Below are 24,508 nucleotides of genomic sequence, written 5' to 3' on the forward strand. Positions count from 1 at the left end.
GGCGGCGCCGGCGGGCCCTTCGGCTAAAATGCCGCACTTTCCACCTTGTCCGGCCCGCTCGCCATGCAACCCGCCTCCTCCGCCCAACCCGCCGCCCACGGCGCCGACGCCGCCGATTCGGCCCGCGACCTCGTCTACGGCCCGAACGACCGGCCGGCGCCGATGGTCGCCTTCGTCGCCGCGCTGCAGCACCTGCTGGCGATCATCGTGCCGATCGTCACGCCCGGCCTGCTGATCTGCCAGGCGCTCGGCGTGTCCAGCCGCGATACGACCCTGATCGTGTCGATGTCACTGGTGATTTCCGGCATCGCCACCTTCGTCCAGTGCAAGCGCTTTGGCCCGCTGGGCGCCGGCCTGCTGATCGTCCAGGGCACCAGCTTCAACTTCGTCGGCCCGCTGATCGCCGGCGGCAGCCTGATGGTCAAGCAAGGCACGCCGGTCGAGACCGTGATGGCCGCGATCTTCGGCGTCGTGATCGCCGGGTCGTTCATCGAGATGGGCGTGTCGCGCATCCTGCCGTTCGTGAAGCGCCTGATCACGCCGCTCGTCACCGGCATCGTCGTGCTGCTGATCGGCCTCACGCTGATCAAGGTCGGCCTCATCAGCATGGGCGGCGGCTACGGCGCGATGGCCAAGGGCACGTTCGCGAGCGCGGAGAACCTGACGCTGTCGGGGCTCGTGCTCGGCACGATCATCCTGCTGAACCGCGTGCCGGTCGTGTGGGTGCGCAGCACCGCGCTCGTCATCGCGCTCGTGATCGGCTATCTCGCGGCCGCGTTCCTCGGCCGCCTCGACTTCACCGGTATGCACCAGGCCGCGCTGTTCCAGGTGCCGACGCCGCTGCACTTCGGCATCGGCTTCTCGTGGTCGCTGTTCGTGCCGATGCTGATCATCTACCTCGTCACGTCGCTCGAGGCGATCGGCGACGTCACGGCCACCAGCAAGATCTCGAACGAGCCGGTCGAAGGGCCCGTGTGGATGCAACGCATCAAGGGCGGCGTGCTCGTCAACGGCGCAAACTCGCTGCTGGCCGGCGTGTTCAACACGTTCCCAAGCTCGGTGTTCGCACAGAACAACGGCGTGATCCAGATCACCGGCGTCGCGAGCCGCTACGTCGGCATCTGGATCGCGGGGATGCTCGTGGTGCTCGGCCTGTTCCCGGTCGTCGCGGGCGTGCTGCAGGCCGTGCCGGAGCCCGTGCTCGGCGGCGCGGCCATGGTGATGTTCGGCGCGGTGGCCGCGTCGGGCATCAACATCCTCTCGGGCGTCCAGCTCGACCGTCGCGCGCTGCTGATCATCGCGGTATCGCTGGCGCTCGGCCTTGGCGTGTCGCAGGTGCCGGACATCCTCAACAGCCTGCCGCACGCACTGAAGAACGTGCTGGAATCGGGCGTGGCCACGGGCGGCATCTGCGCGCTCGTGATGAACTGGTTCCTGCCGGAAAAGAAATAACCGCATGACGACGCGGCGCGCCTTAGAGGCCGCGCCGCTCGTCGCGCCGAAAGGCGCCGGGCTCCCGGTGCCTGCAGCCGAAGCCGGTCACCGCACCGGCGGCGCACGCTCCCCATCCCCCGTCGCGCTCAAAACCGCTCGTCCGCTATCGCCGGCATCACCAGTTCGCGCACGAACGCGGCATCGGACAACCGCAGCAGCGTACGCACCACGGCCACCACGTCGTGAACCGGCACCAGCCCGCCCTCGCCGCGCGCCGCGGCCGCCTCGAGCGGAACCGACAGGGCATCGTCGGTATTCAGATTGCCGAGCTGCAGGCACGTGACAGCCAGCCGGCTGCTCCTGAACCCCTCACGCAACGCATCGGCCACGCCGTTCAGCGCGAACTTCGACGCGCCGAACGCGACCTCCGGCCGCCCGCTCTGCCGAAGCGCGGACGTCGAACCGGTCAGGATGACTTGCGGTTTGGCCGATTGCAGCAAGCGCGGCACCAGACGCTTGAGCAGCAGCAGCGTGGCCGTGAGGTTGACGTTCACCAGATTGACGATCGCGTCGTCCGGCTCGTCCAGGAATGCATAGCCGTCCGTGAAGGCCGCCGTCTCCCAGATCCCCACGTTGCAGATCAGCACGTCGAACGCGGCCGGCGCGGCTTGCGCAATGTGCGCGGCAGCTTCGCCAGGCGAAGCCATGTCGGCTTCGATCCATTGCAGCTCGACGCCTTGCGGCAACGCCAGCGCATCCGGACGCAGGCGCGATACGCCGATGACGGTGTCGCCGGCACTGCACACGCCTTCGGCAAGTGCCCGGCCCAGCCCTCTGCTGGCGCCGATGATCATGATCTTCATGGCGGGTTTCCCGGTAGTCGTCGCGCGCCGTGCTTCCGGCGCGCGCTGGATGGCTCCGCGTCGGCTTCCGCGCGAGGCGTACTCATGGAAGAACCGCGTGCGGACAGTCCGGCGATCGTACCGTGTCGCGGTGAGCGGCGCGGCATAGCCCTCGACATCGCAAGGGCGTTCCGTCCGGTGGCGATCAAACGTCAAACCCGGTCAGGTCGCCTTGGCCGATCGATTTGTGCTGGTTAGAATCACGAAATGCCCCAAACCCTCGCACCCGACACAGCCCCCGAAACCAGCACCGTCCCAGTCAAGGAACGCGCGACCGTCGTCTGCTATCGCGATGAGCAGGTGTTGCTCGTCGCGCGAGCGGCGTCGCGCTGGGCCCTACCCGGCGGCACGATCAAGCGCGGGGAAACGCCGCTCGAAGCCGCGCATCGCGAGTTGTGCGAAGAAACCGGCATGACCGGCCAGGATCTGACGTACTCGATGCAGTTCACCGGGCTTGCGAAGATCCATCACGTGTTCTTTGCGGAAGTCGGCCTGGACCATACGCCGCAAGCGAACAACGAGATCGAGAAATGCAAGTGGTTTCCGATCGACAGTGTCGATGGATTGCGCGCGAGTATTCCGACGAAGCGAATCGTCGAACTCGTCTACAACCACGAAATCCGCAAGGCGTAGCGCGCGCACGAGCCGTCACCGGCTCGCATCGATCTTCGTGGATCAGCGGCGCGCGAACGCTCAGTGCGCGCGCTGTCTTCGCAATTCGCGCGTGGAATAAACGACGAGGAAGATGCCGAGCATTGCGGCGCCGGACGCCAAGAACTCGTTGGCGCTTCCCGAGCTGTGCAGCAACGCCGGGAAAACGCCGAGACTCAATCCCGCACCCGCGAGAAGCAATCCTGCTGCCACGCCCCAGATCGGTCCGGTGGACTTGTCGATTTTATTTTTCATACAGCACCCGTCTACACTCATGACCTGGTCGGTGCCGGCAAACAGCACCGCGTCTACCGCCAGTTTTTCCACTATAGCCGGAAAATAATTCACTGCGTCCCCGGGCATTTACCGATCAAGTTTTACCGGTCACGACCACCTGATCGGGAAAATCGTGCCCCGTTCAGCCCGGGTGCCGATGTACGATCCGGCATGGCGGCAGTCGCGCGCGGCTGCGGTCGAAACGGTGCCCTGCCGTCCTGCCGCGGCGATCGACGCGTCAGAGAAACAGCAGCGCCTCGTTCAACTCCGTCTCGCGGCACGGCTGCTCACGCCAACCCAGTCGAACGGGAACCGAATAGAGCCGTTGCGCGCCGAAGCGCGGCCAGAAATGGCACAGCCCCGGCGCGATCACCTGCACGACGGACAGGCCGAGGTCGGGCCGCGTCTTGTCGACAACGAGCACGTCCATGCCGGCCGCCGCGATGCGTCCGACACCCTGCGCGATCGCAGCCGGCAGCGACGCGGCGCCGACCGGTTGCCACGTCGAGCGGGTCGTGCGGGGTAACTCGGCGGCCTGATACAGGAATCCGGTGTCCGCCAGCTTGTCGCGATCCCACGGATGCGGGGCATCCGCGGCGACATCGAGCAACTGGTTGACTTCGGTCAGCGCACGCTGCACGGCGAGGGCGCCGTCCGGATGGCAGCCGAAGCCGATCGAGAAGCGCCCGTCCTGCGGATTTTCCGCCAGCGCGGCCACGGTCGGCACGCCGAGGTCGGTGGTGATGTCGAGCGCCCACAAACGCCATCCGAACGCCGCGTATTCGCGTACGAGCGCATCGAAATACGGATCGTCGAAACTCGACAATTCGATGCCGGGGCGCGCGATCCGGTTGTACCACCAGATCGCGACCGCATCGCGCTCGATCAATTCGAGCATGCCTTGCAGGATCGCCTCGTCGACGCTCGACCCCGCCGCGCAGCCGTTGGGGTTGTGCACGCAGGCGGCAGGCGCCCGCGCGCTGTCCGGCGTTTCCGCATAGCAGTAGCTCAGCGGCACGAGGTGGCGCCGGCCGGTCACGAGCGACCAGGCCGGCGTCCAGTCGATGACGTCGCGCGCCGTGAAGCGCGGCGGCACCTGTTTTCGAACATCGCGGGTCAACGTGTTGATCGCCTCGCGCGCGTCGAATTGCCGTTCGCTGAACTGTTGAAGGTCGTTCACGTGGATCGGGGCGGCATCGCATGCGGGATCGGCGAGCAGGCTTTCGATGCTTCCCGCAAGCGTCGCCTCGTCCCCCTGATACACGCTGCTGAATCGCTCGAGCGCCTCGCACAGCGCACTCGCGCGAGCCTGATCGTCGGTACGGCCCTTGCCGGAGCAGATCCTGTCGAAGCGGTTGCTGCCCGGTACGGCCGCCGGGCACACGAGAAAACCCGACGCATAGACCTTGCGCAGACCCGCATGCCGTTTCGGCATCGGGTGCAGGTAAGCGATCGCGCCGCTGACCGGCGAGACGAGATGGGCATGACGCGCGAACACCTGTTGCGCATCGGCGGTGCGATAGCCGCCTTCGGCACGTGCCAGCGGTTCGTGAGCGGCGAGACGCGGCGCGCGCGCCGCCTGTTCGCGCATCCATTCGGGATTGCCGCAGCACGGGCATTGCGGACGCTTCAGCACGCGGTGTCGCTCGGCGGCCAGCGTGTCGATGCGCTGCGCAAGGATATGGGTCTGCGCCCGTTCCGATGCCGCGGAATTGACCGCGACCTGCTCGACCATCGCCGCCACGAGCGCCGCCGCCGCCGCGGCCGCGGCATGCGACGCAGCCTGCGGCAGACGCACCGCGTCGCTGCCGTGATGGCGCGCGAGCAGTGCTTCGACCGGCCGGTTGATGCGAATCCAGTAGCGCACGCATTCGATGCACGGCGCGTCGGCGAGCGCGTCGCCGCCGCCCAGCAACGGCCCGATCAACGTCTGTACGCCACCCGTCGTCACGACGAGCAACGCCCCGCCGCGCGCCGCGACGCGGGCGGCGCACGCGGCGAGGTCGTCGCGATCGTGCGTATCGGCGATCGCGACGGTCAACCCGGCCTCCGTCACGACGTCGATGCCGGCCGCATCGAGCGCGCGCCTGAGCGCCGTATCGTCGGCGCCGAACCGCTCGATCGCGACACGCAATTGCGCGACGTGCGCGCAGGCCGCGTCGCCGTCGAGCCCCGCACGCTCGAAGAACCCGCGTGCCGCATCGTCGTCGTGCGGCAGGTCCGTGCGCACGTACCCGCGACGCACCAGTTGATCGAGGCGCGCGAGCACGTCCCATTCGCCGAACGCACCGGCAAGCGACGTCACGATCTCCGCGATCGTCATCCGCGCCCGCAGGCACGCCGCGATCTGCACGAAGATCGCGCCGGACAGCATCACGCGCTTGAATTCGTCGACGACGAACAGGGTCTCGGGCCCGGCATCGAGCACGAGCAAATGCGGTTTGAAGCGCAACACGCGCGAAAGGTCATCGAGCATCGTGGGGTTCCATGCGGCGGGTAAACGAACGTCGCGCGGCCACGGGGCCGCGCGACGGTGCACGGCGCGACCGCGCCGCGTCAGCAGCAGGTGAACAGGTAACTCGGCCCGGCGTCGCAGTAGGCCGCGAGCGCAACGGCCTCCTCGTCCAGGCTTAACGGCTGCTCCGGTATGCCGACCGTCATCACGTTGCGCGGCAGGTGCCAGCTGCCGCCACCGTTGCCGTGGCTCTTCCAGCCATGATCGCCGGTTGTCTTGAGGACCTCGATGTCGACGATCCACGGGCACTGGTAACCGAAGTATTTCGCGAGCGTCTCCAGCGGCTTCTCCAGCAGTTCGCCCTTGAATTCCGGGTTCCGCCACGAGAGTGCAATCGCGCGCAGATAGACCTTCTGGAACTCCAGCATCGATTCGAGCGTCGGATTCGCGTTGTTGTTTGCCATGTCGATATCCCCGCGGTCATTCCATGATGGTGATGTGGTTCGCGTTGTAGGCGGCCAGCGCCTGCGCGAATTGCGCCTTGTCCGCCGGCGCGGGCGGCAGGTACAGCGTGAGCTTGTTTCTCCGGCCGGCCGTCCAGTCGCCATTGACGGTCGGCGTCCACTCGGACGATTTCGGCTGCACCTTCAGGTCGAGCCGGAACGGAAAGTGATAGTCGAAATGCTCGCGCAGCGCCTCGACCGGGTCGGCCTCGAGCTCGTCGAGAAACGCCGGCGAATGCCACGCCAGCGCGATTGCCCGGATGACGGTTGCGCGGTATTCGAGAAACTGCTCGTACGTCGGTAATCGAAGATCCTTGCTCATCTCTCTGTTCTCCTGATTGACGAATGGAACTACTTACGGCAACGACTGCAACAGCGCTGCGGCGAGCCTGGCGATGCGGCCCATGCCCGCCGTTGTTGCAATTTCGACTGCACGCCGGCACGCGTCCAGCTCGGCCACGCCGCCGCATCGCGGATCGGCCAGGCGCAAGTACTCGCATTTCTTCATCAGCAGTTGCGCTTCGTAATAGCGCTCCCCGGTCGACTCGCACCATGCGAGGCATTCCTCGATCCGGGCAAGCGCGGCGCCGTACTCGCCGCGCGCGGCATCCAGCTCCGCCAGCAGTGACGCGTAGTAGGTCAGCCCGAGCAGTCCGCCCGACTGCCGCTGCGCATCGAGATGCTCGACGACACCCGTGCGGTCGCCCTGCGCCCACGCGCGAATGATCGCCGCGTAGTGCCCGACCGCGCGCAGCCGGTGAATCTCCGACAGGCGCAGAATCGCTTCCGACAGCGCGAGCGCCGCGCCGCGATCGCCCGCAAGCTGGTACGTGCGCGCGAGGTACATCATCGTGACGCCGAGCGTCGGCAAATGGTCGAGGCAGGTTGCGCAATACACCGCGTCGTGCGCCATCGCGAGCGCGGCGCGCGGATCGTCGTCCATGCACCAGCGCACGCTCGCCAGCGACGCCATCGTCCACGCACGCGTATCGAGCCCGAGGATGCGCCGATGGTTCGCGTCGCGCCGCACGTCGTAGCCCGCCAGCACCGCATCGAACGCGGCGCGGGCGCGCGCATAGTGGCCGTCGACCCACAGGCTCATGCCGCGCATCGCGTCCGCCGCGACCTGAACGCCGGCATCGCCGCGCTCGGTCGCGAGCGCGTCGAGCCGCAAGCCGATCCCGCGCACGGTGGGACGCTCTCCCGCGACGTGGTAGTAGGTCGACAAGGTCCATAGCGCGCTGGTCTCGAGCTCCGGGTCGTCGAGCGTCTGCACCTGTTTCAGCAGCTGCTCCGCATGCTCGCGCACCTGCGGGTCCGCCCAGCCGAACCGTGCCATCGTCGCGTGCGTCAACGTCGTGCGGATGCGCGCGCTGTCGTGTTCGCGTTGCGCGTAGTCGGCGTGGCCGAGCCATTCGAATACGGCTTGCCCGTAGCGGATCGCGTCGTCGTACCGCGCGCCCTCGAGCGCGCGGCGCGCCGCATCGATGCCGTGTGCGATCGCATCGGCCAGGTCGCCCGCGCGCGCGAAGTGCCCGGCGACACCGAACGTGTGCGCACCGGCGCCCCGATCGGCTTCCGCGATCAGCGCGCGGCCGACACGCGCATGGTTGCCGCGCCGCACGGCGGGCGGCATCGATTCGTAGGCCGCGTCGCGGATCAACGCGTGGCGGAACGCATAGAACACGCGATCGCGCCGGTGCTGCGCGTACACGATCCGCTCTTCGAGCAACAGCCGCAGATGTCCGTCGAGCGTGGCCCGATCGTGCGGCGACGCGTCGGCGAGCAGTTGCGCATCCACCTCGAGCCCGATGGTCGCGGCGAGCTGCGCGGTGTCGCGCGCGTCGTCGATCCGGTCGAACGCGAGACCGAGCATGCCGCCGAGACTCAGCGGAAGCGGAAAGGGATCCGTGGCCCGCGGCCCTGCGAGCGAACCGTCCGCGCCGCTCGTCGTCAGCTCGCGCGCGACGGCCTCGATGAACAACGGGATGCCGGCCGTGCGACGGGCAAGCTGGTCGAGCCAGGCCGGATCCGGCGCGCCCTGCCCCAGGTACGCCGACATCAGGCGCTGCGCGTCGTCGCTCGGCAGGCGGCGCAGCACCAGGCGCTCGGTCGTGGCGCGCCAGCGCCCGAGCTTGTCGGGTCGCGACGTGAAGACGACGGCGAGCGCGGCCGCGCGCGGCGAGCGCTGCAGGTACGCGAGAAAATCCTCGGTCGAGCGGTCGATCCACTGGACGTCCTCGACGACGAGCAGCACCGGCGCGCCGTTGCCGAGCGACACGATCAATTGTTCGAGGACATCGAACAGTGCGTGCCGCTCGCGTACGCTCGACCACAGGAACCCCTTCGCATCGCAGGGCAGCCCCAGCCAGGTCGCGAGCGCGGCACGGGCCGCCGCATGATCGCACTCGAGCGGCGCGATCATCGTTTCGATCGCCTCGAGCGCACCGCCGGCCGGACCGTCGGCGTCGATATGCCAATGCGCGCCGATGAACCGCAGGATCGGAAACAGCGCATGATTCTCGCGTTCCGGCAGGCAGCCGCAATGCGCGAACGCGTGGCCCTGGCTCCGCACGGCCTCGCACAGCTCGTGCACGAGCCGCGACTTGCCGATGCCCGCTTCACCGACGACGAGCCGTGGCATACCGTGCGGCGCAGGCTCGCCGCGCATCGCGCGACGATATCGTGCGAGCGTCTCCTGCCAGGCGCGCAACAGCGCGTCGAGTTCGCGCGCGCGGCCGACCATCGGCGCCCGCACGCCGGTGTCGAGCGAATCGAACGGCGTATCGGCGCGCCGTTCGCCGATCAATTCATGAACCGGCTGCGGCAGGAGGCCCGCGCGCGCCAGCCGCAACGCGGTCGGCCGATGGTCGGCATGCCGTTCGAGCACGAGCCGTGCATCGTCGCTGATCAGGATCTGGCCTGGTCCGGCCAGCCTCAGCAATCGTGACGCCGCGGCGGGCGTCGATACGCCCGACATGTGCGATGCGTGCGCGAGCACCTGCCCGACGTGAATCGCGGCGGCCACTTCGACGCGCCAGCCGTCGCCGCCGATGCCGCCGGCCGCCGCCGGCACCGGCAACCGCGCGCGCTCGGCCACCCGCACCATGTCGAGCGCCGCGCGCGCCGCGCGGCGGGCGGGCCGGTCGATGTCGCCCTGCAGCCCGAAATGGAACAGCAGCGTGTCGCCAAGCCGCCCGCCCGCGTGCGCGCCGTAGCCGACGGCGATGTCGGCGCACTTTGTCAGCCACTGCTCCTGGTAGCCGTCGAGCAGGTCGCCATGATCGGTTCCCGCGTGGCGTTGCCTGCCCTCCCCGGCAATCGCCACGCAACAGCACAGCGTGGTGACCTGCCGGTACTCGCCGGCCGCCGCGATCGTGTCGCCGCGCGGCGCGAGCGGGTGCGGGCGCATCTGCCGGCTTGCACGGCTTGTACGGCTGGCGTCGAACTGGCCGACGAGCGCCGCGAAGTTCAGTGCGCGGAACTGCTCCGCCAGTTCGTCGGCCGACGCGGCGCGCTGCTCCGGATTCTTGTTCAACGCGCGCCGCAGCACCGAGCCGAGCGGATGCGACGCGATCGACGGCGGGAGCGCGACATCCACCGGGCTGAGCTGCTGATAGAGAATGTCGGCCACGCTTGTGCCGTGCATGACGACATCGCCCGTCAGGCATTCGATCACGACCAGGCCCCATGCATAGAGGTCGCTTCTCGGCGTCGGCGGCTCGTTGCGCAATTGCTCGGGCGCGCAATAGGACGGCGAGCCGAGCACCTCGGTCGCCAGCGTCGCGGTCTCGCGCGCGATGTCTTCCGCGCCGGGCAGCAATGCGCCGATGCCGAAATCGAGGAGCTTCGCGTGTGGCCCGTCATCGGCCATCGCGATCACGATATTCTGCGGTTTCAGGTCCCGATGCACGATGCCGCGCCGATGCGCGGCCGCCAGCGCGTCGAGCACTTCCGTCATCAGGCGCCCGGTGTCGACGGCCGACAGCGGCCCCTCCGCCGCGAGCCGGTCGCGCACGGTCCGGCCCTGCACCAGCTCGAATACCGCGAACAGCCGCCCGTCCGGCGCCTCCCCCTGGTCCAGCAGCGCCACGATGTTCGGGTGCCGCAGCGCTTCGCACAGGCTCGTCTCGCGCCGAAAGCGCGCACGCTGGTGCGCGCGCTCCGCCGTGGTCCGCGCGGCATCCTCGCGCATCAGCTTGATCGCGACCGCCTGCCCCGTTTCGCCGCAGGTCGCACGAAACACCACGCCGTTGCCGCCCTCGCCGAGCAGCGGGCCGAGCCGGTAATGCCGCTTGCCGGCAAGCTCGACGAAAGGCGCGACGGGCTGCCGCGATTCGGGCGCTCCCGGCACGACGGGCGTGCGGGACACGGTGGCCAACATGGCCTGCTCTCCCGCCTTCACGAGTAATGGACGAACGGGCCCGACCCGGGACGAGGCGCGCCGAGATGCAGCGCGACGCCCGGCACCGACTGGCATTCGAGATGCTCGCCGCGCATGATGCGGAACGGAAAATCGCCGAAGCGGACGCTGCCGCGCCTGCGCTCGACGAGCTGGCTTGCGTCGAGCCCCGGCAGTGCCGCGAACTGGCTCCGCGCGCGGTGAATCTGCACGTTGACGTGGGACGTATCGATACCGAGCATGTGCGCCAGCCGGTCGAGGTCGATCCAGCCTTGCGAGGCGGCGTCGTAGCCGGCCTGCATGTCGGCAGAGCGGGCGCGCGCAAGCGTGACGAGGCTGTAGTGATGAGCCCGCTCGCCGAGATCGACCACGCCGCCGCGCACGTGCAGCAGCATGCGCACGTGCTCTTCGTTGCGGCTGACGAAGAATTCGAGCAGTTGCGCCGGCATGGCCGGATCGGCGGGCGCGGCAAGCATCATCGTCGCGCCGTGGCTCACGAGCGTCACGCGCCATGTGCAATCGCCGCTCGACACTTCATCTCCGTCATGGAGCACACGCGGCGGCAACGTGTCGTCGCACAGCCATTCGCCGGCCGCCAACCGGACGACCGTGACCGGCCGCGCGCCACGGGCAGGCAGGATCTGGCGCGGCGCAAGCACGATCGGCCGCGCCGCGCCGCGTATCGGCCACAGCGTATCGGCCGGATCGTCGAGCGCATCGACGCGCCACGGTGCGATACCGGCCCGGCCGAACCGGATCACGTCGCCGGGTTGCAACACTGCGTGCTCGCCGTCGCGCAACGGCACGCCCGACACCGACGTGCCGTTGCTGCTGTGATCGTGCAGTTCCCACAGCCCGCCGCTCCAGCGGATATGGGCATGGACCCGGGACACCGATGCGTCCCGAATGACCGTGTCGCAGCGCGTGGCATCGCGGCCGAACACGTGATATGCGCGCAGCAGGCACGCGTCCCCGGAAGCATCGTTCTTCAGTATCGCCATGACCGCCCCGTGTCGGATTCGCCCGGATCGATGGCGTGATGCACCGACGTTGCCGGGCAAGCGATTGATTCACCGATTGCGAACGATGTCGCCTGTTCGCCGCCTCACCACTTTTCTTGTCATCTTTCCGTCAAACCGTTGCCCGTCCGGAATGTGTCATTTACGTTAATTGAATTATCGACCGCTTTGTTTTTTGGGACCGAGCAACGTGATGAAAATCCTGCCAAATAAAACCACGCACAGCAACCGGAATAATCGATTTGCGATTTCGAAATATAACGCCTTACATTTTCGACAGATTTCAGGAAAAGTTTAGGGGTCGAAAAGCTCGTCACGCGTTGCACAACGGCGTTGGCCCCCGGCCGTCCCGACGTCCGGCAATGTGCCCGACCGGACTTGCAAACCCCGTGTCACAAAACCGTCCCGATCGAGATCAGAATCAAAATCAATTTGATAGTTTCCGAAAATCGCACAATCATCACCAGCGTTTTGATTGAAATATTCTTCACTTATTCAATTATCAAGGCGCGCCGTTTATGCGCATGAAAGATAATCCTGCCTTTCAAACCGGGCCCACGACAATTCATCCCTCTTTTACTTCGGGATTCGATTCGGAAAAATTCTGCGGACCGGCCACGGCAGGGATGGATTTTCCTCGCTCGGGATGAGCAACGCGTACCCCGTCTCGCCGTCACCGCTTGCTGCTCGACGCGCGCCGTACCAACGAGCAAGGTTCAGGACGAACGGACCGAGACGCGCTACGCCGCACTGCGCGGCGCGGCATGCATCGATCGCGGGGAATCACTGTGGCGGAAGGCAGCCAGAGTCGAACTGACCCGGGAGTGTCTGACACCCCCAACCGGGTTTGAAGCCCGGCCGTACCACCGGATACGAATGCCTTCCGTGGGGAAAAGAACCAAAGAACAACGAGCGCCTACGCCTGAATACCCACCCAACCGCTGTCAGGCCGCAGGTAGTGAAGATCGCGGTGGAAGCGAGTATACCCAACCCGATCGAAGAACTCGAGAATCTGGATCGCGCGCTTGCGGCCGAGCCCCGTCGCATCGCGAAATGTCGCGGCATCGAGCCCGCCGCCGCGCGACGGCGCGAGATGCGCGACCAGCTCCGCCAGCTCGCGTGCGACTTCCGCGTGATAGAACAGGTCGCGTACGACCTGGTGCACGTCGCCGCGCCGCGCGAGCTTGCGCAGCAACGCGCGCACCGCGTCCTCGGCCGCGCCCGTGTCGCGGGCCAGGTCGCGCACCCACGGCGGGTCGAAGCGCCCCGCATGAATCAGCGGCAGCAGTTGCTGCGCGAGTGCTTCCTCGCGCGGCTCCAGGCTCACCGAATGCGACGGCAGATGCAGCCACGGCCCGCTGCGCGCGACTTCGTCGCCGGTCACCAGCGCATCGACGAGCGCACGCCACAGCATATCGCCGGCGAGCGGCGCGGCCATCCGCCGCAGGCGTCCTGCGTCGAGCCCCTGCTCGTCGGGCATGCGTTCGTGATACGTACGCAGCGTATCGATCGCCCGCGCCTGCAGCGCACGCCAGTGCGCACGCGAAATCACCTCGCCGTCGTTCGACGCGGCGTCGCGCTGCCCGATCGCCAGCGCGTCGTCCGGCAACGCCAATGCATTCGGCGCGAATCCCGTCAGATGCGTGAGCGCCGTGCGCGCAATGCCGAGCGGCGCCTGCGCGAGCAGTGCATCGAGTCGCCCTTCGTCGAGCCACGCGGCCAGCGCATCGAGCCATGCGCGGCGCGCGGGCGTCCGGCGCTTGCGCGCCGGCCCGAACGGATCGAGCACGCGGCCGCCGCCGACGGTGCGGGTCGCTTGCGGATTGCGGACGATGAACCGGTCGCCCGGCAGCGCGAACACCGGTTCGTCGAACACCAGTTGCACGCGCATCCGCTGGCCGGCCGCAAGCGTGTCGCCATCGAGCAGCGCGACATGCGCGACGCGATGCAGCGTGCCGAGATGCACGTGCAGCGGCGCCCAGTGCGTCAGCGACAGCCCGGCATCCGCGAGCAGCGTCAGCTCGACGTCGAGACGCGGCGACGTCGCGGCGAGCCGCGCATCGGCGACGGTATCGCCGCGCTCGACGTCGGCCTTGTCGACCCCGGCCAGATTCAGCGCGCAACGTTCACCCGCCCGGCCGGCCTCGACCGGCCGGTTCTGCGCATGGATGCTGCGCACCCGCGCCGCGCCGCCGGACCGCACGATCGCGAGCGTGTCGCCCGTCGCGACGCGGCCCGCGAACGCGGTGCCCGTCACGACCGTACCCTGCCCCGCGAGCGTGAACACGCGATCGACCGCGAGCCGGAACAGGCCGTCGTCGCGGCGCGCACGCCACGCGATCGCCGCGTCGGCCAGGTGACGTTTCAACGCGGCGACACCGGGATCGTCCGTTGCGGTTGCCCGCGTTTCGAAGATCGGCACGCCGGCCAGCGTCGAGTCGTGCAGCCACGCAGCGATCTCGTCGCGCACCTCGGCGACGCGCGCGACATCGACGCGATCGCATTTGGTCAGCGCGACGGCGCCATGCGTGACGCCGAGCAGTTGCAGGATCGCGAGATGCTCGCGCGTCTGGGGCATCACGCTGTCGTCGGCGGCAATCACGAGCAGCGCGAAATCGATCCCGCACGCGCCCGCCGCCATCGTATGAATCAGCTTCTCGTGTCCCGGCACGTCGATCAGGCCGAGCACTTCGCCGTTGCCGAGCGGCGTATAGGCGTAACCGAGTTCGATCGAAATGCCGCGCGCCTTCTCTTCCTTCAGGCGGTCGGTATCGACACCCGTCAGCGCACGCACCAGCGTCGTCTTGCCGTGGTCGATGTGCCCCGCGGTCCCGACGATCATGCAGCAGGCCCCGCCGGCGTCTCGCATTGCGCGACGAGCGCCGCTTCGTCAGCGGCTTCGAGGCAGCGCAGGTCGAGCCGCAGCGCGTTGTCGGCGATGCGGCCGATCACCGGGCGCGGCCATTCACGCAGGCGCTTCTCCAGTTGCGCAAGCGCGCGGCCGCCGCGCTTGCCGTCCGCCGTGCGCACGACGAGCCCGGCGCTCGGCAGTTGATCGACCGGCAGCGCACCGCTGCCGATCTGGCTGAACATCGGTTCGACCGTCACGTCGAAATCGCTGCCGAGCGCGCCCTGCAGCGCCGGACGCACGCGTTCGGCGGCCTCCGCGATCTCGCGCTGGGGCCGCGTCAGCAGGCGCAGCGTCGTGAGCCGGTCGCGCAGGAATTCGGGCGACTGGTACAGACGCAACACGGGTTCGAGCGCCGCGAGCGTCAGCTTGCCGACGCGCAGCGCACGCTTGAGCGGATGTTTCTTGATCTTCGCGATCAGCGCGCGGTCGCCGACGATCAGGCCGGCCTGCGGCCCGCCGAGCAGCTTGTCGCCGCTGAACGTGACAATGTTTGCGCCGGCGGCGACGGTTTCCTGCACGGTCGTCTCGTGCGGCAGGCCCCATAACGACAGGTCGGCAAGCGTGCCGCTGCCGAGATCGACGGCAACCGGCACGCCGTGCTCGCGCGCGAGCGGCGCGAGTTCGGCGAGCGTCGTCTCCTTCGTGAAGCCGCTGATCGCGTAGTTGCTGTAATGCACCTTCATCAGCAGCGCCGTGCGCGGGCCGATGGCGTCCGCATAATCGCGCAGATGCGTGCGGTTGGTCGTGCCGACCTCACGCAGCTTCGCGCCGGCACGGCTCATGATGTCGGGAATGCGGAATGCGCCGCCGATTTCGACCAGCTCGCCACGCGACACGACGACTTCCCGCTTCGTCGCGAGCGCCGACAGCGTCAGCAGCACGGCCGCCGCATTGTTGTTGACGACGGTCGCGGCTTCCGCGCCCGTCAGTTCGCACAGCAGAGCGTCGATCAGGTCGTCGCGATCGCCGCGGCGGCCCGTGGCGAGATCGAATTCGAGGTTGACGGGCTGCGTGAGTGCGTCCACCACCGCTCGCACCGCGTCGTCGGGCAACAGCGCGCGCCCGAGGTTCGTGTGCAGTACGGTGCCGGTCAGGTTGAACACGGCACGCAAGGCGCCGGTGCTCTGCGCGGCCAGCGTGCGCGCGATGGCGGCGGCGATGCGCGGCTCGTCGAGCGGCTCCGCCGTGGCCGGATCGTGTTGCGCGGCGGTACGCCAGCGCTCCAGTTCGGCGCGCACGGCATTGAGCACGCGCGTGCGGCCATAGTCCGCGATCAGCGGTTGCAACGGTGCCGACGACAGCACGCGCTCGACGGACGGCACGCGCGCCAGCACCGCATTCAATTCATTCACACCCGGTTCGGTCACGTAGTTGTGGCTCCAGTCTCATGCTTCGCAGTCGGCCGGCGCCGGCGCTCGCGCACCGCCCCCGGCCTCGTGCCGTCAGTCCGCTTCCCGCGCGACGTCCGGCCACAGCAGCGGGTTCGGCGAACTGCGCTGGTAGCCGGCCTCGTTCATCAGCAGGTCGAGCGTGAGACTCGCGAGATCGTCCGCGAGCGGCTCGAACTCGTAGTCCTTGTCCTGATAGCCGATCTTGCGATAGGTCTTGCACTCGTCGCACGATTCGGCCTTGACGGCTTCGCTGCCGCCTTCGATCCCGTGATAGGCGATGCCCTTCGTCGAATCGCAGTGCGAGCACTTCGTGCGCACCATGTGCCATTCGGTCGTGCACAGCCCGCATTGCAGGAAACGGTAGCCCTGGTACTGGCCGCCGACCCGCACGACGCTCGCGACCGGATGCGTGCCGCACACGGGGCACAGCCCCGGCTGGTCGAGATACGGGACGTCGGCCGGCGCCACGCAGCTTGCGAGATCCGTCCAGACGACCTGCAGCGCGGCCATCAGGAACGGCGCGGTGGCCGGGTCGACTTCAGCGAAGCGCAGCGCGAGGATCGCGTCGGCCTGCGCGTCGAGTTCGGCGGGTGCCAGCAGGCGCAGCCGGTCGAGCAGCTTTGCAAGCTGCGGGTTGACGAGCCCGGCGCCTTCGACGCGATCGAGCAGTTCGTACAGCACGGCACGCCATTGCGGGTTGCGCTCGCCGTCGAGCGCCGGCACGAGCGGCATCGAATGCTGCTGCGCAAGCGCGATCGCTTCCTTCGACGGCAGCGGCAGTTCGAGCGTTTGCAGCGTCGCGTGCTGCGCATCGGCGACGGTGGCCATCAGCCGCAGGTAACCGCTGATCGGGTTCAGGTCGGCCAGCTTGCGCAGCCGCGCGGCGCGTGCCGAGAACGCGGTGGCGCGCTCCGGCAGGCGAAAGCGCGGGATGGCCGAATGATCGAGTGCCGAGATCTCGGTCGGTTCGAGAATGCGTTGTGTCACAGAAATGTCTTCCAAATAAACAAGCGCCGACGCATCGGCGCTTTCGGGCAGTTCCGGCGAAGGAACGGAACGCCCCGCCGCGATCGGCGAGCCGCCCCGCTCCGGTGCGTTATTTCACGCTTTCACGGAACCACTTCGGGTGATGCTTGCGGGCCCAGCCCAGCGTGACGGTGCCGCGCACCATCGCGCCAATCGAGCCCTTCACCCACAACGCCGCGTAAATGTGCACGATGATGCTCGCGATCAGCACGAAGGCCGCCACGGCATGCACGACAGCGGCCGCGCGGATCACCCCGATCGGGAAGTAGAACGAGAAGTAGCGCCGCCAGATCACGACTCCCGACAGCAGGAGCAGCAACAGGCACGCCACCAACGTAAAGAATAGCAGCTTCTGTCCGGCGTTATAGCGCCCGACAGGCGGCAGCTTGTCTTCCTGGTTGGTCAGCACGTCGCCGATCTGCTTCAGCCACTGGCGATCGTCCGCGTCGAGCGCGTTGTGGTGCCAGAAGCGCACCACGAGGATCGCGAACGACACGAACATCACGAGGCCGACGAACGGATGCAGGATCCGCGTCCACTGGCCGCCGCCGAACAGCGCGGTCAGCCAGAACATCGACGGGTGGAACAGCGCGAGCCCGGACAACGCGAGCAGCACGAACGTGATCGCGGTGATCCAGTGGTTCGTGCGCTCGTTCGCCGAGTAGCGGACGATCAGGTTGGGGTCGTCGTGGTTCATTTCGCGTCCTCCTTGATGCGTCGCGCCTCGTCGCGCGCGGCCGATTCCTCTTCGTCGCTCACCTCGTTCGGACCAACCCGGACATAGTGGAAGAACCCGGCGAGCGCGGTCAGCGCGATGCCGGCAACCGCAAGCGGCTTCGCAATGCCCTTCCACAGCTTCACCATCGGGCTGATCGACGGGTTGTCGGGCAGCCCGTGGTACAGCGAGGGTTTGTCGGCATGGTGCAGCACATACATCACGTGCGTGCCGCCGACGCCCTGCGGGTCGTACAGCCCCGCATGCTCGAAGCCGCGCTCCTTCAGGTCCTCGATCCGCTCGGCCGCATGCTGCTTCATGTCCTCCTTGGTGCCGAACACGATCGCGCCCGTCGGGCAGGTCTTCACGCAGGCCGGTTCCTGGCCGACCGCGACGCGGTCGGAACAGAGCGTGCACTTGTACGCGCGATGATCCTTCTTCGAGATCCGCGGAACGTTGAACGGGCAACCGGTCACGCAATAGCCGCAACCGATGCAGTTCTCCTCGTGGAAATCGACGATCCCGTTGTTGTACTGCACGATCGCGCCCGGCGACGGACACGCCTTCAGGCAGCCCGGATCCTCGCAGTGCATGCAGCCGTCCTTGCGGATCAGCCACTCGAGGTCGCCGGCCGGGTTCTCGTATTCGGAGAACCGCATGACCGTCCACGAATGCTCGGTCAGGTCGGCCGGGTTGTCGTACACGCCAACGTTGGTGCCGACCTCGTCACGCAGGTCGTTCCACTCCATGCATGCCGTCTGGCATGCCTTGCAGCCGATGCACTTCGATACGTCGATCAGCTTCGCGACGCTCCCGGTCACCGGTTCGCGCACCGTGGGCGGTGGCGTCGTGGTGGCCGAGACGCGCTTGATATCCAGCGATTGCAATGCCATCTCTTTCCCCTTACGCCTTTTCGACCTTCACCAGGAACGACTTGAATTCCGGTGTATAGGAGTTGCCGTCACCCACGGACGGAGTCAGGGTATTGGCGAGATAGCCGGGCTTCGTCAGACCCTTGAAGCCCCAGTGCAACGGGACGCCGACCGTCTGGACCTTCTTGCCGTCGACCATCAGCGGCTTGATCCGCTTCGTGACGAGGGCGACCGCGATGATGTAGCCGCGCTTGGACGACACCTTCACGCGCTCGCCATGCGCGACGCCGACTTCCTTCGCGAGGTCTTCGCCGATCTCGACGAATTGCTCGGGCTGGATGATCGAGTTCAGCCGCGCATGCTTGGTCCAGTAATGGAAGTGCTCGGTCAGCCGGTACGTCGTCGCGGCATGCGGGAACTCCGGCGCCTGGCCGAACGACGCGCGGTCGTCCGGGAACACGCGGGCGGCCGGGTTGTTCAGCGCCAGCGGGTTGTTCGGGTGCAGCGGGTTCGTGCCGATCGGCGTCTCGAACGGCTCGTAGTGCTCGGGGAACGGACCTTCGTTCATCCCCGCACGCGCGAAGAAGCGCGCGACACCTTCCGGATTCATGATGAACGGCCCCATCCCGTTCTCGGGCGTTTCGTCCGCCTTGAAGTCGGGAATGTCGGCGCCCTTCCACGCGCTGCCGTTCCAGCCGATCAACTTGCGGGTCGGGTCGAACGGCTTGCCGGCGACGTCGCACGATGCACGGTTGTACAGGATCCGCCGGTTCGCCGGCCACGCCCACGCCCAGTTCAGCGTCTGGCCGATGCCGGTCGGGTCGGAGTTGTCGCGCCGTCCCATCTGGTTGCCGGCCTGCGTCCACGCACCGCAGAAGATCCAGCAGCCGCTCGCGGTCGTGCCGTCGTCCTTCAGCTGCGCGAACGCGGCGAGCTGCTCGCCCTTCTTCACGAGCGCCTTGGCCGGATCCTTCGGATCAGGCAGGTCGGCGAGCGCCTTTCCGTTGAACTCCATTGCAAGCTCTTCGGGCGTCGGGCTCTCCGGGTTCGAGTACGGCCACGTCAGGTTGACGATCGGATCCGGATACTTGCCGCCGTCCTTCTGGTACATCTTGCGCATGCGCAGGAACAGCCCCGACATGATCTCGAGGTCGCTCTTCGCTTCGCCCGGCGGCTCCGCGCCCTTCCAGTGCCACTGCAGCACACGGCTCGAACTCACGAGCGAGCCGTTTTCCTCCGCGAAGCACGTGGTCGGCAGACGGAACACCTCGGTCTGGATCCTGGACGCATCGACGTCGTTGTAGTCGCCGTGATGCTTCCAGAACTCGGACGTCTCGGTCGCGAGCGGATCCATGATCACGAGCCACTTCAGCTTCGCGAGGCCCGCCGCCGTCTTCACCTTCGACGGCGCCGCCGCGAGCGGGTTGAAGCCCTGGCAGATGTAGCCGTTCATCTTGCCGGCATTCATCAGCTCGATCGCCTGCAGCAGGTCGTACTGCTTGTCCAGCTTCGGCAGGTAGTCGTAGGCCCAGTTGTTCTCGGCGGTCGCCGCGTCGCCCCACCAGGACTTCATGAAGCTGACGTGGAAGGCCTTGTAGTTCTTCCAGTAGCTCAACTGGTTCGGCCGCAGCGGCAGCTGCACGCGCTTCTTGATGTAGCCGTCGAAATCCTGCTCGGACTGCATCGGCAGCGTCATGTAGCCCGGCAGCAGGTTCGACATCAGCCCGAGGTCGGTCAACCCCTGGATGTTCGAGTGCCCGCGCAGCGCGTTCATCCCGCCGCCGGCGATGCCGATGTTGCCGAGCAGCAGCTGCACCATCGCGCCGGTGCGGATGATCTGCGCGCCGATCGAGTGGTGGGTCCAGCCGAGCGCGTACAGCACCGTGCCGGCGCGGCCGGGAACGGCCGTGGTCGCGAGCATCTCGCACACCTTCAGGAATTTCTCCTTCGGCGTGCCGCAGACCTGCTGGACCATGTCCGGCGTATAGCGCGCGTAGTGCTGCTTCAGCAGGTTGTACACGCAACGCGGATGCTGCAGCGTCGGGTCGACCTTCACGAAGCCGTCGTCGCCGAGCTCGTAGTCCCAGCTCGATTTGTCCGGGTACGCGTGCTTCTCCGCGTCATAGCCGGAATAGATGCCGTCGTTGAACGCGAAATCCTCGCGCACGATGAACGAGAAGTCCGTGTAGTTCTTCACGTACTCGTGCTGGATCTTGTCGTTCGTCAGCAGATAGTTGATGACGCCGCCCAGGAAGACGATGTCGGTGCCGGTGCGGATCGGCGCGTAGTAATCGGCCACCGAGGCCGTACGCGTAAAGCGCGGGTCGACGACGATCAGCCGCGCCTTGCGGTGCGCCTTCGCCTCCGTTACCCACTTGAAACCGCACGGATGGGCCTCGGCTGCATTGCCGCCCATCACGAGAATCACGTCCGCGTTCTTGATGTCGACCCAATGGTTCGTCATCGCTCCACGGCCAAACGTCGGGGCAAGACCTGCCACCGTCGGGCCATGTCAGACACGCGCCTGATTGTCGAATGCGAGCATCCCGAGACTGCGGATGGTCTTGTGCGTCAGGTAGCCGACCTCGTTGCTGCCCGCCGACGCGGCCAGCATGCCGGTCGTGAGCCAGCGGTTGACCTTCGCACCGTCTTCAGCCGTCTCGACGAAGTTCGCGTCGCGGTCGGCCTTCATCAGCTTCGCGATGCGGTCGAGCGCGTCGTTCCACGAAATCGGTTCCCACTTGTCCGAGCCGGGCGCGCGATACTCGGGGTGCGTCAGGCGGTTCGGGCTGTGGATGAAGTCGATCAGGCTCGCGCCCTTCGGGCACAGCGTGCCGCGATTGACGGGATGGTCGGGATCGCCCTCGATGTGGATGATGCTCGGCTGGGCGTTTTTCGCGCCGTCGCCGAGGCTGTACATCAGGATGCCGCAACCCACTGAACAGTAAGGACAGGTGTTGCGCGTTTCGACTGTGCGCGCCAGCTTGTACTGTCGGACTTCGGCGAGCGCTTCGGACGGAGAGAAGCCCATCAGGGCTAGACTCGATCCGGCAAGCGACGTAGCCGTCACCTTCAGGAACTGGCGCCGGGACATTTGTAGCATGGCTGGTCTCGGCGTTATTGTGGGGGTGGGGAAACTGAAAGGAATTATAGACAGTTCGCGCAACTATGTTCGAATCCTCGGATCAATACTGAATTGTCTGATTACCAACGATGATCCGCGTTCCGCGCGCAACCGAACCGTCATGAAACGACAGATCACCTCCGAAGCAACCCGTCTTGCCCAGCAACAGGCCAACTGGGCCCTCAACGCGTTCAAGCGTTTCTCGTCCGACCGCTGCTCCGCGATGGCCGCGGGCATCGCGTTTTTCTCCGCGTTCTCGCTCGCGCCGATGCTCGTGATGGTGATCGCGGTGGCCGGCTGGTTCTACGGCGACGATGCCGCGCGCGGCCAGGTATTCGAGCAGGCGCACCAGCTGATCGGCGACGACGCGGCGGCCAGCATCCAGACGATCGTGCAGAACGCGCACCGCGCGGGCGAGCGCGGCGGCCTGGCCACCCTGATCTCGTTCGCCGCGCTCGCCATCGGCGCGTCGGCCACGTTCGCGTCGCTCAGCGCCGCGCTCAGCGTGATCTGGCCGGCTACCGAGAACCGCTGGTCGAGTATGCTCGGGCTCGTGCGCGTGCGGCTGATCTCGTTCGGGGCTCGTGCTAGGCGTCGCGTTTCTGCTGATCGTGTCGCTCGTGCTCGACACCGCGATCACGTTCGTCGGCACCTGGCTGCTCGGCAATTCGCCGTATGTGGTCGTCACGAACCTCGTGCAGTTCTTCGTCGGCATCGCCGTGCTCGCGGCTGCGTTCGCTTCGTTGATGAAGTTCCTGCCCGATGCGCGCGTCGCGTGGCGCGACGCCGCGGTCGGCGGTGTCGTGTCCGCGATCCTGTTCTCCGGCGGCAAGAAGCTGTTCGCGCTGTACCTCGCGCACGCGGGCACGGCCAGCGCATTCGGCGCGGCCGGATCGTTCGCGGTCCTGCTGATGTGGCTGTACTTCTCCGCGATCGTGCTGCTGCTCGGCGCGGAATTCGCGGCGGCGCGCGGCAATGCGCATCAGCCGGCAAGCGCCGCACCGGCTGCGTCCGCCCGACCACAGCCCGGCCCCGGCAACGACCGCATGCGCGGCGACTGATTTACCCCGCCGCAAGCCCCCCGCACACCCGCCCGCCCCTTTGCAACCACGCTGCCCGCCGCGCATTTGCGCGGCGTTGACACGCATCTTGCGTGTCCGCATGGACATTGCCGCAACAGCAAACGTTTGCACACCCCCGTTTCCATGACGGAACCCGGCGAAACACGCAACCTGCCGCCCGGCGCATCGACTTTTGAAACAATCGCGGCGCAGCAATTGTCAACTATTTCAAAAACAGGAACAGTTGTTGATGTGCTTGATATATATGGACTTTTTCACGCTGTTACCTTTTCGAGACACTTTATTTTTTAAGCTTTCTTGCGTCTATGGCACTGAGCTATTCTCCAATCCGCAACAAATAACGATGAATCACTTGCGTGGAGAAACTCAACGATGAAGAAACTCGCTCTCTCGACCCTCTCGCTCGCCCTGCTGGGCGCCGCTGGTGCTGCTCATGCTCAATCGAGCGTGACGCTGTACGGCGTGATCGACACGTCGATCGCTTGGGTGCACGGCAATGACGGCCAGTCCAACAACTCGGTCCAAATGCTGTCGGGCAACCTGCAAGGTAGCCGCTTCGGCCTGAAGGGTGCAGAAGACCTCGGCGGTGGCCTGAAGGCGATCTTCCAGTTGGAAAACGGTTTTGATCCGGGCACCGGCCACCTGAACCAGGGCGGTCGCATGTTCGGCCGTCAGGCATTCGTCGGCCTCGAAAGCAGCCAGTACGGCACGCTGACGCTCGGCCGCCAGTACGACCCGCTGGTCGACCTGGTCCAGGCAGTCACGGCTGACAACTACTTCGGCAGCACGTTCGCCACGCCGGGTGACGTCGACAACAACGACAACAGCCTGCGCGTCAGCAACGCAATCAAGTACACGTCGCCGGTGATCGCTGGCTTCCAGGCTGAAGGCATGTACGCCCTCGGCGGCGTCGCAGGCAAGACGGGCGCAGGCCAGACGTGGTCGGTCGCAGCTGCCTACAACAACGGCCCGGTCGGCGTTGCAGCAGGCTACTTCTACGCGAACAACCCGACGCCGACGGCTGCAGGCCTCCGCTCGGGCTGGGGTTCGACGACGTCGGACAACATCGTCGACGGCCCGATCAACTCGGGTTACGTGACGGCGAAGTCGATCGCGATCGCCCAGGTTGCAGGTCAGTACGTGATCGGCCCGGTTACGGTCGGCCTCGGCTACAGCAACGCGCAATACAAGCCGGACGCATCGTCGGGCTTCGGTTCGACCGAGAAGTACAACACCGGCCGCGGCTTCGTGACGTATCAGGTTACGGCACCGCTGCTGCTGGGTCTCGGCTACTCGTACACGAAGTCGAGCGGCGACACGACCGCGAAGTACCACCAGGTTTCGCTGGGCGCGGACTACTCGCTGTCGAAGCGCACGGACGTCTACCTGGTCGGCGCATACCAGCACGCAAGCGGCACGCAGCTCGTCGACGGCGTTCAACAGAACGCGCAAGCTTCGATCGGCTCGTACGGCTTCGCCGGCAAGAGCTCGGCCGAAATGGTCGCTCTCGGCCTGCGTCACAAGTTCTAAGAAGTACGTTTCCGGCGTGCACGGCGTCTCCGACGCCTTGCCGCCGACCTGGAAAGCCAGTCCCGGTTTCGGCCGCGACTGGCTTTTTTTCGTCCGTCTCCCGCGTGCCGGCGGCGCCTGCACGGGCCGGCACCCCGAACCCGAGCCCGATGCACGCCGACCGGCCGGCAGCGGCGCCTGGCGGCTGCAAAGCGCCGGGAACACCGTTTGCGGAT

The 24,508-nt window shown here is 66.9% G+C and carries 16 protein-coding genes, 1 tRNA gene and 1 pseudogene; 4 read left to right on the forward strand and 14 right to left on the reverse strand.

Annotated features, from left to right (window positions below):
* Positions 1-63: 63 nt before the first annotated feature.
* The gene (locus KEC55_RS22090; RefSeq protein ID WP_282510767.1) at positions 64-1,452 is read left to right on the forward strand and encodes a nucleobase:cation symporter-2 family protein; all 1,389 of its coding nucleotides are present in this window, start codon (positions 64-66) and stop codon (positions 1,450-1,452) included.
* Positions 1,453-1,580: 128 nt separating this feature from the next.
* Here the strand turns inward: KEC55_RS22090 and KEC55_RS22095 are convergent, their stop codons facing one another.
* On the reverse strand, positions 1,581-2,492 hold the full coding sequence (locus tag KEC55_RS22095) for an SDR family NAD(P)-dependent oxidoreductase (RefSeq protein WP_282510769.1): 912 nt from the start codon (positions 2,490-2,492) through the stop codon (positions 1,581-1,583).
* Positions 2,493-2,543: 51 nt separating this feature from the next.
* On the opposite strand from KEC55_RS22095, the gene KEC55_RS22100 reads away from it, so the two are divergent.
* Positions 2,544-2,969 (forward strand): NUDIX hydrolase, encoded by a 426-nt coding sequence (locus KEC55_RS22100; RefSeq protein WP_282510771.1) that lies wholly within the window; start codon positions 2,544-2,546, stop codon positions 2,967-2,969.
* Positions 2,970-3,029: 60 nt separating this feature from the next.
* Here the strand turns inward: KEC55_RS22100 and KEC55_RS22105 are convergent, their stop codons facing one another.
* From KEC55_RS22105 to fdnG, 13 genes are all read right to left on the reverse strand, one after another.
* Positions 3,030-3,242: a hypothetical protein gene (locus KEC55_RS22105; RefSeq protein ID WP_282511383.1), complete on the reverse strand. Its 213-nt coding sequence runs from the start codon at positions 3,240-3,242 to the stop codon at positions 3,030-3,032.
* A 259-nt stretch (positions 3,243-3,501) separates the two neighbouring features.
* On the reverse strand, positions 3,502-5,739 hold the full coding sequence (locus KEC55_RS22110; protein WP_282510773.1) for a TOMM precursor leader peptide-binding protein: 2,238 nt from the start codon (positions 5,737-5,739) through the stop codon (positions 3,502-3,504).
* 80 nt (positions 5,740-5,819) lie between these two features.
* On the reverse strand, positions 5,820-6,182 hold the full coding sequence (locus KEC55_RS22115; protein ID WP_282510775.1) for a BMA_0021/BMA_0022 family TOMM bacteriocin: 363 nt from the start codon (positions 6,180-6,182) through the stop codon (positions 5,820-5,822).
* Positions 6,183-6,198: 16 nt separating this feature from the next.
* On the reverse strand, positions 6,199-6,543 hold the full coding sequence (locus KEC55_RS22120) for a BMA_0021/BMA_0022 family TOMM bacteriocin (protein ID WP_107937988.1): 345 nt from the start codon (positions 6,541-6,543) through the stop codon (positions 6,199-6,201).
* A gap of 33 nt (positions 6,544-6,576) precedes the next feature.
* Positions 6,577-10,605 carry a TOMM system kinase/cyclase fusion protein gene (locus tag KEC55_RS22125; RefSeq protein ID WP_282510778.1) on the reverse strand — a complete coding sequence of 1,343 codons (4,029 nt, stop codon included), beginning with the start codon at positions 10,603-10,605 and terminating at the stop codon, positions 6,577-6,579.
* Between the two features lie 17 nt (positions 10,606-10,622).
* A complete protein-coding gene (locus tag KEC55_RS22130; protein WP_282510780.1) occupies positions 10,623-11,624 on the reverse strand; it encodes an FHA domain-containing protein in 1,002 nt (333 codons plus the stop codon).
* 807 nt (positions 11,625-12,431) lie between these two features.
* Positions 12,432-12,527 (reverse strand) — tRNA-Sec (locus KEC55_RS22135).
* A 31-nt stretch (positions 12,528-12,558) separates the two neighbouring features.
* Positions 12,559-14,484 (reverse strand): selenocysteine-specific translation elongation factor, encoded by a 1,926-nt coding sequence (gene selB, locus KEC55_RS22140; protein ID WP_282510782.1) that lies wholly within the window; start codon positions 14,482-14,484, stop codon positions 12,559-12,561.
* Positions 14,481-15,920: an L-seryl-tRNA(Sec) selenium transferase gene (gene selA / locus KEC55_RS22145; protein WP_282510784.1), complete on the reverse strand. Its 1,440-nt coding sequence runs from the start codon at positions 15,918-15,920 to the stop codon at positions 14,481-14,483. The genes selB and selA overlap by 4 nt, the downstream gene beginning before the upstream one ends.
* A 75-nt stretch (positions 15,921-15,995) precedes the next feature.
* Positions 15,996-16,931, reverse strand: coding sequence for a formate dehydrogenase accessory protein FdhE (gene fdhE / locus KEC55_RS22150; protein ID WP_282510786.1), 936 nt, complete (start codon positions 16,929-16,931; stop codon positions 15,996-15,998).
* Between the two features lie 109 nt (positions 16,932-17,040).
* Positions 17,041-17,667, reverse strand: a complete 627-nt coding sequence (locus tag KEC55_RS22155; protein ID WP_011355693.1) for a formate dehydrogenase subunit gamma — start codon at positions 17,665-17,667, stop codon at positions 17,041-17,043.
* A complete protein-coding gene (fdxH, locus tag KEC55_RS22160) occupies positions 17,664-18,578 on the reverse strand; it encodes a formate dehydrogenase subunit beta (protein WP_043177545.1) in 915 nt (304 codons plus the stop codon). The genes KEC55_RS22155 and fdxH overlap by 4 nt, the downstream gene beginning before the upstream one ends.
* A gap of 10 nt (positions 18,579-18,588) precedes the next feature.
* The gene (gene fdnG / locus KEC55_RS22165; protein ID WP_282510794.1) at positions 18,589-21,660 is read right to left on the reverse strand and encodes a formate dehydrogenase-N subunit alpha; all 3,072 of its coding nucleotides are present in this window, start codon (positions 21,658-21,660) and stop codon (positions 18,589-18,591) included.
* Positions 21,661-21,802: 142 nt separating this feature from the next.
* On the opposite strand from fdnG, the pseudogene KEC55_RS22170 reads away from it, so the two are divergent.
* A pseudogene (locus KEC55_RS22170) lies at positions 21,803-22,742 on the forward strand (YihY/virulence factor BrkB family protein).
* Between the two features lie 393 nt (positions 22,743-23,135).
* Complete coding sequence (locus KEC55_RS22175) at positions 23,136-24,293, forward strand: porin (protein WP_282510796.1); 1,158 nt, start codon at positions 23,136-23,138, stop codon at positions 24,291-24,293.
* Positions 24,294-24,508: the final 215 nt, after the last annotated feature.

Source organism: Burkholderia cepacia, assembly GCF_029962485.1.
GTDB lineage: Bacteria > Pseudomonadota > Gammaproteobacteria > Burkholderiales > Burkholderiaceae > Burkholderia.